The sequence below is a fragment of the Amycolatopsis pigmentata genome, from assembly GCF_042684065.1.
GTDB lineage: Bacteria > Actinomycetota > Actinomycetes > Mycobacteriales > Pseudonocardiaceae > Amycolatopsis_E > Amycolatopsis_E pigmentata.
Genome location: NZ_JBHUKR010000006.1, coordinates 871,036 through 886,878, shown reverse-complemented (window position 1 = coordinate 886,878; position 15,843 = coordinate 871,036). Strand labels below are relative to the sequence as shown.

The 15,843-nt window shown below is 70.1% G+C and carries 16 protein-coding genes; 7 read left to right on the top strand and 9 right to left on the bottom strand.

Annotated elements, in window-relative coordinates; all coding sequences use genetic code 11:
• Positions 1–33 precede the first annotated feature (33 nt).
• A complete protein-coding gene (locus tag ACFSXZ_RS11990; RefSeq protein ID WP_378264383.1) occupies positions 34–588 on the top strand; it encodes an NUDIX hydrolase in 555 nt (184 codons plus the stop codon).
• Positions 589–637: 49 nt separating this feature from the next.
• On the opposite strand, the gene ACFSXZ_RS11985 is transcribed toward ACFSXZ_RS11990, so the two are convergent.
• The 4 genes from ACFSXZ_RS11985 to arc form a co-directional block, all read right to left on the bottom strand.
• A complete protein-coding gene (locus ACFSXZ_RS11985) occupies positions 638–1,255 on the bottom strand; it encodes a hypothetical protein (protein WP_378264381.1) in 618 nt (205 codons plus the stop codon).
• 51 nt (positions 1,256–1,306) lie between these two features.
• Complete coding sequence (locus ACFSXZ_RS11980; protein WP_378264379.1) at positions 1,307–2,137, bottom strand: aldo/keto reductase; 831 nt, start codon at positions 2,135–2,137, stop codon at positions 1,307–1,309.
• Between the two features lie 114 nt (positions 2,138–2,251).
• A complete protein-coding gene (locus ACFSXZ_RS11975; RefSeq protein WP_378264377.1) occupies positions 2,252–2,593 on the bottom strand; it encodes a hypothetical protein in 342 nt (113 codons plus the stop codon).
• Positions 2,594–2,725: 132 nt separating this feature from the next.
• Positions 2,726–4,537: a proteasome ATPase gene (gene arc, locus ACFSXZ_RS11970; RefSeq protein WP_378264375.1), complete on the bottom strand. Its 1,812-nt coding sequence runs from the start codon at positions 4,535–4,537 to the stop codon at positions 2,726–2,728.
• Between the two features lie 445 nt (positions 4,538–4,982).
• Between arc and ACFSXZ_RS11965 the strand changes: the two genes are divergently transcribed.
• Both ACFSXZ_RS11965 and ACFSXZ_RS11960 read left to right on the top strand, forming a co-directional pair.
• On the top strand, positions 4,983–5,765 hold the full coding sequence (locus tag ACFSXZ_RS11965) for a hypothetical protein (protein WP_378264373.1): 783 nt from the start codon (positions 4,983–4,985) through the stop codon (positions 5,763–5,765).
• Positions 5,766–5,787: 22 nt separating this feature from the next.
• Entirely contained in the window at positions 5,788–6,549 is a 762-nt protein-coding gene (locus tag ACFSXZ_RS11960) for a hypothetical protein (RefSeq protein WP_378264371.1), read from the top strand.
• A 30-nt stretch (positions 6,550–6,579) separates the two neighbouring features.
• Here ACFSXZ_RS11960 and ACFSXZ_RS11955 read toward each other — a convergent pair whose 3' ends face one another.
• Positions 6,580–7,404 carry a tRNA (adenine-N1)-methyltransferase gene (locus tag ACFSXZ_RS11955; protein WP_378264369.1) on the bottom strand — a complete coding sequence of 275 codons (825 nt, stop codon included), beginning with the start codon at positions 7,402–7,404 and terminating at the stop codon, positions 6,580–6,582.
• Between the two features lie 42 nt (positions 7,405–7,446).
• Entirely contained in the window at positions 7,447–8,592 is a 1,146-nt protein-coding gene (locus tag ACFSXZ_RS11950; protein ID WP_378264367.1) for a site-2 protease family protein, read from the bottom strand.
• A 117-nt stretch (positions 8,593–8,709) separates the two neighbouring features.
• On the opposite strand from ACFSXZ_RS11950, the gene ACFSXZ_RS11945 reads away from it, so the two are divergent.
• The 4 genes from ACFSXZ_RS11945 (at position 8,710) to ACFSXZ_RS11930 (ending at position 12,312) form a co-directional block, all read left to right on the top strand.
• Complete coding sequence (locus ACFSXZ_RS11945) at positions 8,710–9,585, top strand: RecB family exonuclease (protein ID WP_378264365.1); 876 nt, start codon at positions 8,710–8,712, stop codon at positions 9,583–9,585.
• A gap of 3 nt (positions 9,586–9,588) precedes the next feature.
• Entirely contained in the window at positions 9,589–10,377 is a 789-nt protein-coding gene (locus ACFSXZ_RS11940) for a thioesterase family protein (RefSeq protein ID WP_378264363.1), read from the top strand.
• A 138-nt stretch (positions 10,378–10,515) separates the two neighbouring features.
• Positions 10,516–11,445, top strand: coding sequence for a ParA family protein (locus ACFSXZ_RS11935; protein WP_378264361.1), 930 nt, complete (start codon positions 10,516–10,518; stop codon positions 11,443–11,445).
• A 60-nt stretch (positions 11,446–11,505) separates the two neighbouring features.
• On the top strand, positions 11,506–12,312 hold the full coding sequence (locus tag ACFSXZ_RS11930; protein WP_378264359.1) for a putative protein N(5)-glutamine methyltransferase: 807 nt from the start codon (positions 11,506–11,508) through the stop codon (positions 12,310–12,312).
• Between the two features lie 16 nt (positions 12,313–12,328).
• Here ACFSXZ_RS11930 and ACFSXZ_RS11925 read toward each other — a convergent pair whose 3' ends face one another.
• From ACFSXZ_RS11925 to ACFSXZ_RS11915, 3 genes are read right to left on the bottom strand one after another with little or no spacing between them, the layout of a single operon-like run.
• The gene (locus tag ACFSXZ_RS11925) at positions 12,329–13,756 is read right to left on the bottom strand and encodes an NAD-dependent succinate-semialdehyde dehydrogenase (RefSeq protein WP_378264357.1); all 1,428 of its coding nucleotides are present in this window, start codon (positions 13,754–13,756) and stop codon (positions 12,329–12,331) included.
• Positions 13,753–15,018, bottom strand: a complete 1,266-nt coding sequence (locus ACFSXZ_RS11920; RefSeq protein WP_378264355.1) for an iron-containing alcohol dehydrogenase — start codon at positions 15,016–15,018, stop codon at positions 13,753–13,755. The genes ACFSXZ_RS11925 and ACFSXZ_RS11920 overlap by 4 nt, the downstream gene beginning before the upstream one ends.
• A complete protein-coding gene (locus ACFSXZ_RS11915) occupies positions 15,005–15,832 on the bottom strand; it encodes an IclR family transcriptional regulator (RefSeq protein ID WP_378264353.1) in 828 nt (275 codons plus the stop codon). Before ACFSXZ_RS11915 ends, ACFSXZ_RS11920 begins: the two co-directional genes overlap by 14 nt.
• Positions 15,833–15,843 lie beyond the last annotated feature (11 nt).

The window sequence follows — 15,843 nt, the reverse complement described above, 5'->3', positions numbered from 1 at the left end:
CACGGCGGCCCACCCGCCCCTAGGGTGGTGGCCATGGCCGCTGACGAACTGGTCGCCGTGTACGACGCCGGCGGGGCCGTGGCGGGGCGAGCGACGCGAGGCGAGGTCCGGGCGAAGGGGCTCTGGCACGCGGCCGGCGTGGTTCTGGTCCGGTCACCGGACGGGGAAAGCGCTTACGTCCACCGGCGATCACCGGACAAGGACGTCTTCCCGGGCAGCTACGACTGCTGGGCGGGCGGCATCGTCGCGGCGGGCGAAACACCGTACGAATGCGCGGTCCGGGAACTGGCCGAGGAACTCGGCATCCGGGGCGTGCCGCTCGAGCCCCTGTTCACCCACGTGTTCCACGAACCACCGCTTCGGTGCCACAACTTCGCCTACGAAGTCCGCTGGGACGGCCCGATCATCCACCAGCCCGAAGAGATCGTCGAGGGCGGCTGGATGCCGCTGCGGGAGTTGGCGGTCTGGGCTGCCGACGAGGCAGGCCCGCTGATCCCCGACGGGCGCCTCGGCATCCTCGAATGGTTCCGCCGCTACGGATTCCCCGGCCGGAGCGAGACCGGGGACTCTCGTCCGGCCCCAGGGTGATCACCATCCCGGTCCACTGTGGACACTCAGTGGACCGGCCGGATCAGGCCTAGTTCGAAGGGAGCTTGCCCGCCGCGATGGGGGCGAGAGCCTTGACCGCGTCGGCGGCGCGGGACGACGAGGTGGCGTTGACCTGGAGCCCGGAGAGCACATGGCCGGTCGCGAGCAGCACCGTGCAGGTGCTGTTCTGGCACCAGCCGCGCTCGGCTGTCGCCCCCTGCGGCAGCGTCAGGGTGAGCTTCTGCCCCTCGCACTGCACCTGGCCGAGCACATCGGTGGCCAGCTTGTCGAGGTATCCGGTGACCTGCTGGGTCAACGTCGAACCACTGCTGTACCGCCAGCTCGCGCCACGCGGATCTCCGGCGGGCACGGCGTTGAAACACGCGCCGTTGGCCGCCCGGTCCGTCGCCGGGCGTACGCCCTCGCGCGCCAGATCGCTCTGCGTCAGCACGGCGTCGGTCACCTGCTGCGCGACGGCGTCCGCCTGAGCCGGCACGGACGCCTGGACCCGGGCCGGCGGTGACGCGGGCGCCGGCGCGGACGCCGAAGCCGTGGGAGAGCTCTCCGGCTTCTGGTAGTAGGTCTCGAGGTTGTTGGGGCGGTTCGCGCACCCGGTCACACCGGCCAGCACAACCGCGGCCACGAACACCACCCGACCGTGCCGCACCTGCTCGTCCCTCCGCCGATCCGTCGTGCGCGCTGAGACTAGTGCAAGCGGTTACAGCCAGTGCAGCGAGGATCGCCGTGCCCAGTATTCGGCGGGCGGCTCGGCCAGCCTGGCCAGCGCGCGCAGCTCGGCCTCCGAAAGCCTGAGCCTCGTGGCGGCCAGGTTGGACGCCAGTTGCGACGGGCCCGCAGGCCCGATCAGCACGACGTCCGCCCACGACCGCGCCAGCACGGCGGCCACCGCGACGGCGTCGGGTCCCACGCCGTGCCGGTGCGCGATGTGGGCGACGAGTTCCGGCGGGCGCACCACCAGCCGGCCGTTGGCGAGGGTTTCCTTCACCAGTACCAGATTCCCGGCCGCGTGCGCTTCGGCCAGTGCCCTCCCCGCCGACGGTTCGAGCAGATTCCACGTCGACTGCACGGCCGTGAAGACGGGGCGGCCCGCCACTTCGAGGTCGAAGGCCCGGCGGATCGTGCTGCCCTGCCGCGGCCCCGAAGTGGAGAATCCCACCCGGACACCGTCATCGGTCAACGCCGCCAGCGCGCGCTGCAACGCTTCGTCGGTGAACAGTGGACTGTCCACAGTGAGCGAGTGCACCTGGTAAAGATTTATCGCCGACCCGAGGAGTTCCCGGCTTTCCGTCCACTGGCGGGAAAACACGCTCGCGGAATGTTCCTTGACCTCGTGCATCGTGGCGTCGAGACGCCAACCGCCCACATAGGTGTAACCCCACTTGCTCGACACCGTGACGTCGGTGTGCCCGCGCTCGGCCAGCCAGCCGGCCAGGAACTCCTCGGCGAGCCCATAGGAGCGGGCCACGTCGACCCAGCGGACACCGGCGCGGTAGGCGGCGTCGAGCACCGAGCAGGTCGCTTGGCGCATCGCCGCGACGCCGCGGTTAACGGGAAGCGCCTGGACCCGGCCGAGATTGATATAGGCGGGCCTGCCCAGCGCGGCGAGGCCGACTCCGATGCGCAGCGGTTCTCCCCTTTCGAATCAGGCATTCGCCCGGGCACGCAGGATTTCCAGCCACTGGGCGGAATCGAGCGCTTGGCGGTGCAGCTTCTCCAGCCGCGCGGCTGGTGCCCGCACGTAGCCCTTGCCGAACACCGGGGCGATCTGACGCAGGCTCGCGCCCTCCTCCCGCGCCGCGAGCAAGGCCCAGTCCGAGGCGTCCGCACAGGCCGCCGACGCGCGCCGGAGTTCACCCAGCAACGCGATCAGCTCGTCGGCACTCACCGCTCCGGACCGCACCGATTCCGCGGTCTCCTCCAGCCACTGCAGCACCGCGGCTTCCGTGATGGGAGCGCGGGGGCGGGTCGATTCCGGATCAGTCACAACCGGCAGTATAGGTCGTTATACAGGGGGAAGGGCAAGACCGCGCGCCTCTGCCGTGTCCGCGTCACCCGTGTCCGGGCACGGGAAACGCCCCCGCCGGGGCGGGGGCGTTTCCGTGGCCGACGGCGCCTTCTACAGGTACTGGCCGGTGTTGGTCGCCGTGTCGATGACCCGGCCGGAATCCTGGTTCTTCCCGGTGACCAGCGTGCGGATGTAGACGATCCGCTCGCCCTTCTTCCCGGAGATCCGGGCCCAGTCGTCGGGGTTGGTGGTGTTGGGCAGGTCCTCGTTCTCGGCGAACTCGTCGACGATCGCGTCCAGCAGGTGCTGCACGCGAAGACCGGGCTGCTTGGTCTCCAGCACGGACTTGATGGCCGACTTCTTCGCCCGGTCCACGATGTTCTGGATCATGGCGCCGGAGTTGAAGTCACGGAAGTACAGGACCTCCTTGTCGCCGTTGGCGTAGGTGACCTCGAGGAAGCGGTTCTCGTCGGTCTCCTCGTACATCCGTTCCACGGTGTGCTGGATCATCGCGTCGATCGTGGCCTTGGTGTCTCCGCCGAACTCGGCGAGGTCGTCGGCGTGGATCGGGAGCCCGGAGGTCAGGTACTTGGAGAAGATGTCCTTCGCACCCTCGGCGTCCGGCCGCTCGATCTTGATCTTCACGTCCAGCCGGCCCGGCCGCAGGATCGCCGGGTCGATCATGTCCTCCCGGTTGGAGGCGCCGATCACGATGACGTTCTCCAGCCCCTCGACACCGTCGATCTCCGACAGCAGCTGCGGCACGATCGTGGTCTCCACATCGGAGGACACGCCGCTGCCACGGGTACGGAAGATCGACTCCATCTCGTCGAAGAACACGATGACCGGGGTGCCGTCGGAGGCCTTCTCCCTGGCCCGCTGGAAGATCAGGCGGATGTGCCGCTCGGTCTCCCCGACGAACTTGTTCAGCAGCTCGGGGCCCTTGATGTTGAGGAAGAAGGACTTGGCCTCGGCGTCGTCCCCGTTCTCTCCCCTGGCCTCGGCGACCTTCTTCGCCAGCGAGTTCGCCACCGCCTTGGCGATGAGCGTCTTCCCGCAGCCGGGCGGGCCGTAGAGCAGCACGCCCTTGGGCGGGCGCAACTCGTACTCGCGGTAGAGGTCGGCGTGCAGGAACGGCAGCTCCACGGCGTCACGGATTTGCTCGATCTGCCTGCCGAGACCACCGATGTCCTCGTAACGGACGTCCGGCACCTCTTCGAGGACCAGGTCCTCCACCTCGGCCTTGGGCACCCGCTCGTAGGCGTAACCGGCCTTGGAGTCGACCAGCAGCGAGTCGCCCGGCTTGAGCGGCTGCTCCGCGAGCGGGTCGGAGAGCCAGACCACGCGCTCTTCGTCGGCATGGCCGACCACCAGCGCCCGCGCGCAGCCGCCGTCCGAGTCCGGCGCGAGGACCTCACGCAACGCGCACACCTCACCGGTGCGCTCGAAGTCGCCGCCCTCGACCACCGTCAGGGCTTCGTTGAGCCGCAGGGCCTGGCCCCGCTTCAGGGACTCGACCTCAACGGCGGGTGACACGGAGACCCGCATCCGGCGTCCCGCGGTGAACACGTCGACGGTGTTGTCGTCGTAGGCACCGACGAAGACGCCGTACCCGCTGGGAGGCTGTGCCAGCCGGTCGACCTCCTCGCGGAGCGCGAGCAGCTGCCCACGGGCTTCGCGCAGGGTCTCCACCAGTTTGCTGTTGCGCTCGGTCAGCTGGGCCACCCGCTCGGAGGCCTCGGCCAGCCGCTGCTCCAGCACACGGTTCTGACGGGGTGAATCGGTCAGCTTCCTTCGCAGCAGCGCGACTTCCTCCTCGAGGAATCGCAACTGCCGCGCCTGCTCGTCCGGCGTCGTCCCAGCTCCAGTCGTCTCAGTCGGGTCGGCCTCTTCATGCCGACCTCCGGGAAGGTCGTGGTGCATGTCGGCACCTCCTCGGAGTGCTTTTCATCCACGGTACCGGCGATCACCGACAAAAAAAGGCCTATCCGCATCACAGGATCGGCGCGTCGCACCGAAAGCAGGAACGAATCCGTAACGCAAGGGTCCGTCACGGTGGCCGGTGAACCGGAGGGAATACCACGTTCAGTAGAACCAGGGCCACGGAGCGCGACCATCGGGTTCACTCGTCCTTCACCCATGTCACCACCCCCGAACCCAGGCTTTACCGGACGTTCATGACTGCGGCTTCCCTTGGACCACGTGTTCAAACCCCGGCGGGTTCAACCACACCGCGGCTTCCCCGGCCTGCCCAGCGCTACCATGCACCCGGTTCGCCTATCGCCCGTTCGCACCTTTGGGCGAACCCGATGCCGCCCGCGTACGTCCAAGGGCTGGCATCCGATCCGAGCACCGAGGGGGACGATCAGTGACCACACCGCCGAACGGACCCTGGGGACAGCCTGGTCCCCACGGTCCGCGAGGCCGGCCCGGACCATGGGGACAGCCGGGCCCGTACGGACCGGGCGGACCCCGCGCCTATCCACCGCCTCCGGCGTCCCACCCCGCGTACCCAGGCGGCGGGTTCCCGCCTGGTCCGCCGGCGCGGCCCGGCTACCCACCCGGCCCGCCGCAGGGCGATCCCCGGTCACTCCCCGCCCCGCCCGACGCATGGCGACCGGACCCGTGGAGCACGCCACCCCAGCCCGAGCCGGACGAAACACCACGTCCGAAGAAGACCGGACGGATCGTCGGGGCGGTAGCGGCCCTGGCTCTGCTCGCCGGTGGCTGCGTCACGGCGGCTCTCCTTCTCACCGGCAAGGGCGGTGAGAGCCCTCCGGCCCTCGGGCCGGGAGCCGCCCCCGGAACCGGAACGTCACCGGGTGTCACGGCGCCGGGCGGCGCGGCCTCCCGCTCCTACGGTGCCGATCCGGAATCGGTGGCGCGGGCCATGGTGACGTCCATCAACGCCAAGGACATCGGCCAGTACACCAGCCTGTTGTGCGCCGCGCCCGAACAGAAGGTGCTGGAAGACCTGAAGGCAGACTGGGACGGCGACTCGTCACTCCACGCGACGCTGGCCGGCCCCCCTGCCGTGGACGGCGGCAAGGCCACCGCCACCCTGACGCTGACCTACCACGGACAATCCACGAAGCCCGAGCTGAACCTCAAGCGCCAGGGCTCCGGCTGGTGCGCCGACATCCCCTCCTGACCCCGCGAGAAGGCGAACGACCATGACCTACCCGCCGCAACAGCCCGGCCCTTACGGCTCCCCTGACCCCAACCAGGGTCAGTGGGGACAGCAGCCGGGCGGCTACCCGCAGACCGGTCCGCAGCCGGGCTACCCCGGGGCTTACCCGCAGAGCGGCTCGCTGCCCGCCTTTCCGGGAACCGGCTACCCGCAGAGCGGCCCACAGCCACTCCCCGGCTACCCGGGCTCCACGCCGCAGTTCGGCCAGCCCGGTGGCACCCAGCAGTTCGGCCAGCCCGACGGTACGCAGCAGTTCGGTACGCCCGGGGGTAACCAGCAGTTCGGTCAGCCCGGACAGTGGGGAGCACAGCCGGGCTTCTACGGCTACCCCGCTGATCCCGGCGGTCAGGCACCGAAGAAGAAGACCGGCCTGATCGTCGGCGCCGTGATCGCGGCCGTCCTGCTCATCGGTGGCGGTATCACCGCGGTGCTGCTCCTCACCGGCGGCACCGATCCCCACTCCACGCCCGAAGCGCTGCAGAACGCGGTGATCGACGCCTACAACACCAAGAACGCGCAGAAGTTCGTACCGCTCATGTGCGCGCCGCCGCCGGCTTCCGAGTTGCAGACCCTCCAGTCCACCCTGGACAAGATCCCGCCGGGAGTCGTCTACTCGAGCTCGAAGGCACCGGAGGTCAACGGGACGTCCGGAACGCTCACCCTGCAGGCCGCCGCCAACGGCCGTTCCAAGGACTTTCCCCTGAGGATCTCGGGGGCGAACGGAAGCTGGTGCCTGTCCTCCTGACCCGGCGAAGAGGCGTCCGCCCCGCCCGCGTCAAGCGCGGAGCGGGCGGCGCTGGAGCCGGGGCGGTGTGACGCCTTCGGCGAGCCTGCGCGTGGTGAGCAGGAAGGCGGTGTGGGCGACCATGCGGTGTTCGGGCCGCACGGCCAGGCCGACCACGTGCCACGGGCGCATCAGGGTCTCCCAGGACTCGGGTTCGGTCCAGCACTGCTGTTCCCGGATCGCCTCGGTGATCGTCGACAACTGCGTCACGGTCGCCACGTACACCACCAGGACGCCACCGGGAACGAGGCTTTCCGAGACGGTGGGCAGCACCTCCCACGGCGCCAGCATGTCCAGCACCACCCGGTCCACCTCGCCCTGGTGGGTGGCGAGGTCGGCGATCCGCAGCGTCCAGTTGCCGGGCGTGTGACGGAAGAACCGCTCGACGTTGCGTTCCGCGTGCTCGGCGTGGTCCTCGCGGACCTCGTAGGAGGTCACGCTGCCTTCGGGACCGACCGCACGCAGCAGCGAGCAGGTCAGCGCGCCGGAACCCGCGCCGGCCTCCAGCACGCGCGCGCCCGGGTAGATGTCTCCCCACATCACGATCTGCGCGGCGTCCTTGGGATAGATCACCTGCGCGCCGCGGGGCATGGAGAGCACGTAGTCGGCCAACCGCGGGCGCATCGCGAGATACGACGTGCCTCCGGCCGAGGTGACCACGGTCCCTTCCGGGAGCCCGATGAGATCGTCGTGCGCCAGCGCGCCACGGTGCGTGTGGTACTCCTCACCCTCGGACAGAACCACGGTGTAGTTCCGGCCCTTCGGATCGGTCAGCCGCACTCGGTCCCCGGCGCGGAACGTCCCACTCCCTGACACTTCACCCTCCGTGTTCGCGAATCCGCCGATCTTCGCAGACCGCTAATGACTGCGGCGGGCCAGGGCTGCGCGCAGGTCCTCGCGGCGCAGCACACCCGCCGGGCGGCCCTCGTCGTCGACCACGAGGAACTGCCAGGCCGGGGTTTCCCGCACCCGTTCGGCGATCTCCTCGCCGGACTCGGACGACAGCAGCACCGTCTCCGCGCGGATCGGCTCGGCCGCGCGCTCGGCGGGCGTCTGCGGTGAGACGCCCGCGAGCCGCTGCGCCTCCGACTCGTCGAGCAGCCCCGCCGCGACCCCGTCGGCTCGTACCAGCACCACGCCCCGGCCCGCGGAGGCGGCCAGCGCGTCGGAGACCGGGCTCTCCGCCGGCAGTTGCAGCACCGGGCGGACCAGGTCGGTGATCACCAGGCCGTCGGGCCACGACCGGTTGCCCTCGGCGGAAAGCTCTCCGCCCGCGCCCACCACGACGAACCAGGCGGTGACCACGCACACGCCCAGCCGGAGCCAGCGATCGTCGCTGCCCGACACCAGGCCCGCCACCGCCCAGATCATCAGCCCCGCCGCGACGATCCCGCCGCCCGCCACCGCCGCCATCGTGCCGCGGGCCCGGGTGCCGCTCAGTGCCCACACTCCGGCGCGCAGCATCCGCCCGCCATCCAGCGGCAGGCCGGGCAGGAGATTGAACACGCCGACCGCGAGGTTCGCCACGGCACACTCGACGACCAGGAGCCACGCCACTCCCCCGGCGGGCACGGCCAGCAGCAGCACCCCGCAGAACGCGGCCAGGATCATGGACACGACCGGGCCCGCCGCGGCGACCAGTCCCTCCTGCCGGGGCTCGCGCGGGGTCCGCGCGACCTCGGACAACCCGCCGAGCAGGAAGAGCCGCAGGCGGCGGACGGGAAGGCCCAGCCGCAGCGCGACCACGCAGTGGCCGAGTTCGTGCGCGAGCACCGAAAGCCCGAGCAGCACGGCCGAAACGACCGACAGGATCCACGACGTCAGCACGCCCGCGTCGGGCAGCAGGCGGGTCACCATCGGTTCGTAGAGCACGATCACGATCAGTGACCCGACCGCCCACGAGGGTGCCAGCAGCACCGGCACGTCCTGGACCCGGAACAGCAGCAGCCCACCATCCGCCGTGGTCAGCGTCCGCCTCGCGCGCCGCGCGCCGGTCGTGGTCATGTCGCACAGCGTAGAACGCCCCCCGTGGGACGCGGGTGACGACCGGGGCACCGGGTGGCGGCCGTCCTGGCATGTCCCGGCCGGAACTGTCGGTGGGCTGCCATAGAGTGCGGGGCCATGGCACAGATGGCACCGGCCGAGCCGGCCCTCGGCGTCCGCCGCCCGGCACTGTCCCCGTCGCGGGCGAGCGATTTCAAACAGTGCCCGCTGCTGTACCGGTTCCGCGCGGTGGACCGGTTGCCCGAACTGCCCACCAAGGCGCAGTTGCGCGGCACGCTGGTGCATTCGGTGCTCGAGCGCCTGTTCGCCCTGCCCCAGCCGGAGCGGCTGCCCGAGCGCGCGAAGGCGCTGCTGGAGCCGGCCTGGAGCGAGTTGTCCGCCGACCGCCCGGACTGGACCGCCCTGTTCGACGCCGAAGAGCCCGCTGACGTCCGGGAATGGCTCACCGGCGCGGAAAAACTGCTCGACGCCTACTTCTCGCTGGAGGATCCGCGCCGGCTGGATCCGGAGGCCTGCGAGCTCCACGTGGAGATCGAGCTCGATTCCGGTGTGCGGCTGCGCGGGTACGTGGACCGGCTCGATGTGGCGCCGACGGGTGAACTGCGCGTGGTCGACTACAAGACCGGTACCGCGCCGAGGGAGATCGGCGAGGCGAAGGCCTTGTTCCAGATGAAGTTCTACGCCGTGGTGCTGTGGCGGCTGCGGGGCGCCGTTCCCCGGCAGCTCAAGCTGATGTACCTCACCGACGGGCAGTCTCTGGCCTACACCCCCGACGAGCCGGAACTGCGCCGGTTCGAGCGCACCCTGGAGGCCATCTGGCAGGCGATCATGCGCGCGGGCCGGACCGGTGACTTCCGCCCCAGCCCGAGCAGGCTGTGCGACTGGTGCGCGCATCAGGCGCTGTGCCCGTCGTTCGGGGGCACGCCGCCGGAGTATCCGGGCTGGCCGGATCCGGACCCCGGCGCCGAGACCCCGCTGGACCGGGCGGACTGAGCCATGCCCAGCACGGCAGAAAGCGCTTTCTATCTCCCGCGTGGCGAGGACCGGTTTCTCGCCACGGCGCACACCGCCGGGCCGTGGAGCTCCGACGCCCAGCATTTCGGGCCACCGTCGGCGTTGCTCGTGCGCGCGCTGGAGCGTCTCGGTGCCGGGCGTGAGAGCAGACTTGCCCGGGTGACCGTGGAAATCCTCGGTCCCGCCCCGATCACCGAGATGGCGGTGTTCGCGAAGGTGGAACGCCCGGGCCGCTCGGTCGAGTTGCTCAGTGGCGAACTCGTCGCGGGCGGCAAGGCGGTGGCGCGGGCTTCGGCTTGGCGGATCACGGTTTCGGACACCTCCGGCGTGGCCACGCCCGTGCCGGAGAGCTGGCCCGCGCCCGCGGAATGCCCGCCGTCGTACTGGCCGGAAGGATGGCACGAGGGCTACCTGACGGCGATGGAATGGCGGTCGGTCGCGGGAGACGCGGCCGCCCCGGGGCCGGCCGCGGTGTGGGTGAGACAGCGGTTCCCGTTGGTGGAAGGCGAGGAGCCGAGCCCGTTGCAGCGGCTGTTCACCGTCGCCGACTCCGGAAGCGGCGTGTCCGGGCGTCTGGACCTGCGGCACTGGTGGTTCATCAACAGCGAGCTGACCGTGCACGTCCACCGGGACCCGGAGGGCGAATGGATCGGCCTGGACGCGTCCACGACCGTCGGCCCGCACGGCGTGGGCACCGCGCGCAGTACGCTGCGCGACGAGAAAGGCCCGGTCGCGCTGGGTTCTCAGGCGTTGATGGTCCGGCCAAGGTAGCCGATCGCTGGCACCAGGAGGTGCATGTGATCCACAATGGCAGAATCGGCGATTCCGCGAGCCGTTGGGCGCGGGTGTCCCGCGGGGAGGGCCGGATCCACTAACCTTGCCCGCAACGACGATCCTGGGAGCGCTGGAGTGCAGATCACCTCGGTGGTCAACCAGAAAGGCGGCGTCGGCAAGACCGCGCTGAGCGTCGGCGCGGCCGCCGCGCTCGCGGAACGCGGGTGCCGGGTGCTGCTCATCGACCTCGACCCGCAGGGACACGCCACCACCGAGATGCTGGGGCTTCCCGAACCGCCGCCCCAGGAGCCGAGCCTGGCCAAGGCCCTCACCAAACTGTGGAAGGGGCCGGTGGAAGACCTGGTGGTTCCCCACCCACGGAGCAAGATCGGCCCCGGCGGCGCGTTCGACGTGATCCCGACCTCGCCCGGCATGTTCGACCTGATCCGCCGCCTCGACACCTTCCGCGTGCCGGGGTGGCAGCTGGCCAGGGTGATCCAGTTCGCGAACTACGATCACATCGTCATCGACACCCCGCCGGCGCTCGACGTCCTCACCAACAACGCGCTGGCCGCGACCCACGGCATCCTCGTGCCCGTGCAACCGGATCGCACCAGCATCCGCGCCCTGCGGCTGCTCAACGACCAGCTCGTCTACGTCCAGGAGACGGTCAACCGCCCGCCGATTCCCTACTACGGCGTGGTGCCGGGTCTCTACCGCAGGCCGATGTCCACCTACGCCACCGCCGCGCTCAACGAGCTTCAGGGCTTCGGGTATCCGCTGCTGCCCCACGTTCCGCTCGGGGTGGTGATGAACGAGGCCGCCGCGCACGGGATGCCGGTGACCACGTTCGCGCCCGAGACCACGCAGGCCGTGGCGTTCCGGCAGATCGCCGAAATCCTCGACACCTACCGCCTGGAGCACCCCGCTCCCGCGCCGCTGCCGATCCCGGACGAGTTCGTCTTCGAGGACTTCATCTCCGACGTGGCCCGCACGCGCGCCGCCAACGACGCGGGAGCCCGCAAGAACCTCTACGACCTGCTGCCCAAGCGACCTCGCGCCTGAGAGCGTCGGGTAGTTTGGCCCGGGGAGCGCCCACCTCCCGACGCTTCGAAAGGCGCTCTCATGTCTGCTTTCGCTTCCGTGGACCCGGATTCGGTCGTCTCCCGGCTGCGCGCCGCCGGCTGTGTCTTCGCCGAGGACGAGGCGCGGCTGCTGCTGTCCGAGTCAGGCACCCCGGCCGAACTCGAAACGATGCTCCGGCAACGGACGGCGGGCGTGCCGTTGGAGTACGTGCTCGGCTGGGCCGAGTTCGACGGCCTCCGGATCGCGGTGGCTCCCGGGGTCTTCGTCCCCCGCCGTCGCACCGAGTTCCTCGTCCGGCAGGCGGTTTCGACCGCACGGGCCGGTGCGGTGGTGGTCGACCTGTGCTGCGGGTCGGGCGCGCTCGGCGCCGCCGTCGCCGCCGCGCTGGGACAGGTCGAGCTCCACGCCGCCGACATCGACCCGGTCGCCGTGGGCTGCGCCCGGCGCAATGTCGCGGCCGCCGGCGGACGAACCTACGTGGGCGACCTTTACCAGGCACTGCCCGCGCGCCTGTCGAACCGCGTCGACATCCTGCTCGCGAACGCCCCGTACGTGCCGAGTGACGCGCTCGCGCTGATGCCACCGGAGGCCCGCGACCACGAACCGAAGACGGCGCTCGACGGCGGGCCGGACGGGCTCGACGTGCTTCGCCGGGTGATCGCCGGGGCACCGGCGTGGCTCGCCCCCGGAGGCAGGCTGCTGGTCGAGTCCAACGAGCGCCAGGCACCGGACCTCGCGGACGTGATCGCGAGGGCCGGTCTCGTGCCACGGGTGGTCGCGTCCGACGAACTGGACACCACGGTCGTCATCGCGACCCGGCCGGGGGAATCCGGCCGTCCGCGCTGAGCCCACAGGCGCTCGGTCAGGCGTTCAGGGCGATGTACTTCTCCTCGAGAAACTCCAGGATGCCGTCGGAGGCTCCTTCCCGGCCGAGCCCGCTCTGCTTCACCCCGCCGAACGGCGCCGCGGGATCGCTCACGACCCCGCGGTTGACCGCGACCATTCCCGCTTCCAGGCGCCGGGCGACGGCCATGGCTTCGTGTTCCTCGCCGAAGACGTAGGCCATCAGGCCGTAGATGGTGTCGTTGGCCATGCGCACCGCCTCGTCGACGTCGTCGTAGGACACGACGGCCACGACAGGACCGAAGATTTCCGTCGCATTGATGCGCGAACCGTGCCGCACGTCCGTCAGCAGCGTCGCGTCGTAGAAAGCGCCCTGCTCGGAGGACTTGCCGCCGTGGACGAGGGTCGCTCCGTCAGCGACCGCGCCGTCCACGAGAGCGGCGACCTTGTCGCGCTCGGCGATCGATACCAGCGCGCCGATCTGCCGCGAACGGTCCAGCCCGGGGCCGACCGAAAGCGCGGCCAGTGCGGCGGTCATCCTCTCGACGAATTCGTCGTGCCGTGAACGGTGGACGTAGATGCGGTTGGCGGCGGTGCACGCCGCACCGCCGTTGCGCATCTTCGCCACCATCGTCCCCTCGATGGCCACGTCCATGTCCGCGCCGGGCAGCACGACGACCGGCGCGTTCCCGCCGAGTTCCATCGAGGCGCTCACCACGCTGTCGGCGCACGCGTGCAGCAGGTCGCGACCCACCTCGGTCGACCCGGTGAAGGAGAGCTTCCGCACCTCCGGCCGGTTGATCATCTCGGCTACGAGCGGACCCGTCGGCACCGGCGTCACCAGGTTCACCACGCCGTTCGGGACCCCGACGCGCCGCAACACCTCGACCATGTACGCCGCGGTGAGCGGCGTTTCCCTGGCGGGCTTGAGGATCGTCGTGCAACCGGCCGCCAGGGCGGGACCGATCTTCCGCGTCGCCATGGCGGCGGGGAAGTTCCAGGGAGTGATCAGCAACGAGACGCCGATCGGCTGCCGGTCGACGACGATGCGCTTGTCCCCGGCCGGGGACAGCCGGTAGTCCCCGGGAATCCGCACCGCCTCCTCGGCGAACCAGCGGAAGAACTCCTTGGCGTAGTTGGCTTCCCCGATCGCGTCGGACCAGGACTTCCCGTTCTCACGGACGATGATCTCCGCGAAATCCTCGACCTCCGCGGTGAGCACTTCGTAGGCGGACCGGAGCAGTTCGCTCCGCTCGCGCGGCGCGGTGGCCGCCCAGCTCTCCTGCGCGTTCGCGGCCGCGTCGACGGCGGCCGTACAGTCATCGGAAGTGGCGGCGGCGAAGCGGGCGATCACGGTTTCGTCCGACGGGTCGATCACGTCGAAGCGATCACCGGCACCGCCTGACCGCCACTCACCGTCGATGAACAGGTCAGCGATGTAGCTCATGAGCCGCTCGATTCTGTGAGGTGGCCGGCATAGGCGTGTTCGAGGATGCCGAGCAGGGCCGATGGTGGCGCCGGAATGGGCGCGATCGCGATCAGCCGGGCGGACCGGGACGCCAGCTCGGCGAGTTGCGGAAGTTGTTCCCGGGTGATTCCGATCTCCCGCAGGGACGCCGGCACCCCGATCGCGCGGTTGATCGCGACGATCGCCGAGATGGCGTCCCGGGCCTTGTCGTCCGCGGTGTGCGCGGTCGACCCCAGTGCGCCGCCGACGGCGGCGATCCGCTCTACGACCCCGGGATCGCCGAGGCACGCTTGCAGCACGTACGGCAGGAGCAGCCCGGTGCCGAGTCCGTGTGGTGTCTTGGTGTATGCGCCGATCGGGTACTGAAGGGCGTGCGACAGGTGTGTTCCGGTGGCCCCGAACGAGACGCCGGCGAGCAGGCTCGCGAAGGCGACCTCTTCCCGCGCCTGGCGATTCCCCGGTTCGCCGACCGCCACCGTCAACGAGGTGCCGAGATGTTCCACCGCGCGCAACGCCATGCTGTCGGAAAACGCGTTCCTGCCGGTGAAGACGGGAAGCACGGCGTTCCAGGATGGTTCGAGCCGGGCCGCGGTGAACGATTCGACCGCGTGCACGAGCGCGTCGATGCCGGAGAAGGCGGTCACGGTGCGCGGAGCGCCGAGGGTGAATTCCGGATCGACGATCGCGGCGGCGGGAATCAGGTACGGGCTCGAGATCCCCACCTTCATCTCGCGCTCCGGATCGGACACCACGGCGACCGGCGTCACCTCCGACCCGGTGCCGGCCGTCGTGGGTACCGCGACGATGGGCAGGGAAGGTCCTGGAACCAGGTTTTCCCCGTAGTACCGGCTCAGTGGCCCTTCATGCGTGACGAGGAGGCTGACCGCCTTCGCGGCGTCCAGCGCGCTTCCCCCGCCGACCGCGAGGATGACCTCGGGTCCGTACTCCCGGGCGAAAGACGCCGCGGCGTCCAGAGACGCGATCGGCAGTTCCGGTGTGATGTCGGCGTAAACGGCGACCTCGAATCCATCGGCCTTCAGTCGGGTGACCGTCTCGGCGAAGATCGGCGCCTCGATCAGGAACGGATCGACGATCGCGAGTACGCGGCGGCCGGACAGGCTCAGCACCTCGTTCAGTTGAGCGCGTGATCCGTAGCCGAAGTGAACGCGCGCCGGAAGCCGGAGTGTCCCGGACATCGCACCGGCTAGTTCCCCCTCGGCGGGCCCGTCATACGTCGGCAACTCGTCTCCTCTCTTGGCCGCCGGATTCGGCGCCGAGCGGGCCGGCAGCACGCATTTTCTCGTGATCGCCGCCCAATTCGGCGCTGAGCGCGACGGCGGTGTGCAGAAGCTGGGTGAGCGCGGGCGACCCGTACGAGAGATCGGCCATCTGGTCCGCGCCGAGCAGCGCGACGGTGGCGCAGATCCCGTATTCGTCGAACACCGGCGCCGCCGCGCTGAAGAGGCCGTCGGAGTGACTCGCGATGCTGTAACCGTTGCGCCGGGCCATGTAGACCCCGGCTTCGATCTCGGCCCGCTTGGTGTCCGAGACGCCTTCGGTGGCCCGTTCGAACGCGTGCTCGTCCTGGCAGGCCAGGAAGACCTTCATCTGGGCGAAGTCCAGGTCGAGCTGCGATCCAGTGTGGACGGTCACCATGACCGTCCGGCTGATGTCCTCGTTGACCAGCGCCACGATGGGTCCGCGTGCGCCCCAGACCGCGAGGACGGTGGTCATGCGGACGGCGTTGGTCAACTCCGCCATGAACGGCGGCGCGATCTTGATGACGCGCCGCCGTCCCAGGGCGTGCATCCCGAGCTGCAGCATCAGCCCGCCCAGGACGAAGGTGCCGCGACTGTGCCCACGCTCGAGTATTCCGGCCGTGACGAGCGACGCGCAGTAGCGGTACGCCGTCGTCCGGTTCAGGCCCAGGCGTTCGGCTATTTCGGCGGCCGTCAGTTCGGTCGTGTGCGGACCGAACAGCGAGCAGATCTGACCGACCCGCTGGACCGACTGGATTTCGCCGCCGGACGCCTCGCCGCTCTCAATGTTCTCCATGACAGAACTCT

Coding starts and splice junctions, on each gene's coding strand:
- ACFSXZ_RS11990 (WP_378264383.1), top strand. CDS start 34: ATGGCCGCTGACGAACTGGTCGCCGTGTACGACGCCGGCGGGGCCGTG.
- ACFSXZ_RS11980 (WP_378264379.1), bottom strand. CDS start 2,137: ATGCGCCAAGCGACCTGCTCGGTGCTCGACGCCGCCTACCGCGCCGGT.
- arc (WP_378264375.1), bottom strand. CDS start 4,537: ATGCACCACGACCTTCCCGGAGGTCGGCATGAAGAGGCCGACCCGACT.
- ACFSXZ_RS11960 (WP_378264371.1), top strand. CDS start 5,788: ATGACCTACCCGCCGCAACAGCCCGGCCCTTACGGCTCCCCTGACCCC.
- ACFSXZ_RS11950 (WP_378264367.1), bottom strand. CDS start 8,592: ATGACCACGACCGGCGCGCGGCGCGCGAGGCGGACGCTGACCACGGCG.
- ACFSXZ_RS11945 (WP_378264365.1), top strand. CDS start 8,710: ATGGCACAGATGGCACCGGCCGAGCCGGCCCTCGGCGTCCGCCGCCCG.
- ACFSXZ_RS11940 (WP_378264363.1), top strand. CDS start 9,589: ATGCCCAGCACGGCAGAAAGCGCTTTCTATCTCCCGCGTGGCGAGGAC.
- ACFSXZ_RS11930 (WP_378264359.1), top strand. CDS start 11,506: ATGTCTGCTTTCGCTTCCGTGGACCCGGATTCGGTCGTCTCCCGGCTG.
- ACFSXZ_RS11925 (WP_378264357.1), bottom strand. CDS start 13,756: ATGAGCTACATCGCTGACCTGTTCATCGACGGTGAGTGGCGGTCAGGC.
- ACFSXZ_RS11915 (WP_378264353.1), bottom strand. CDS start 15,832: ATGGAGAACATTGAGAGCGGCGAGGCGTCCGGCGGCGAAATCCAGTCG.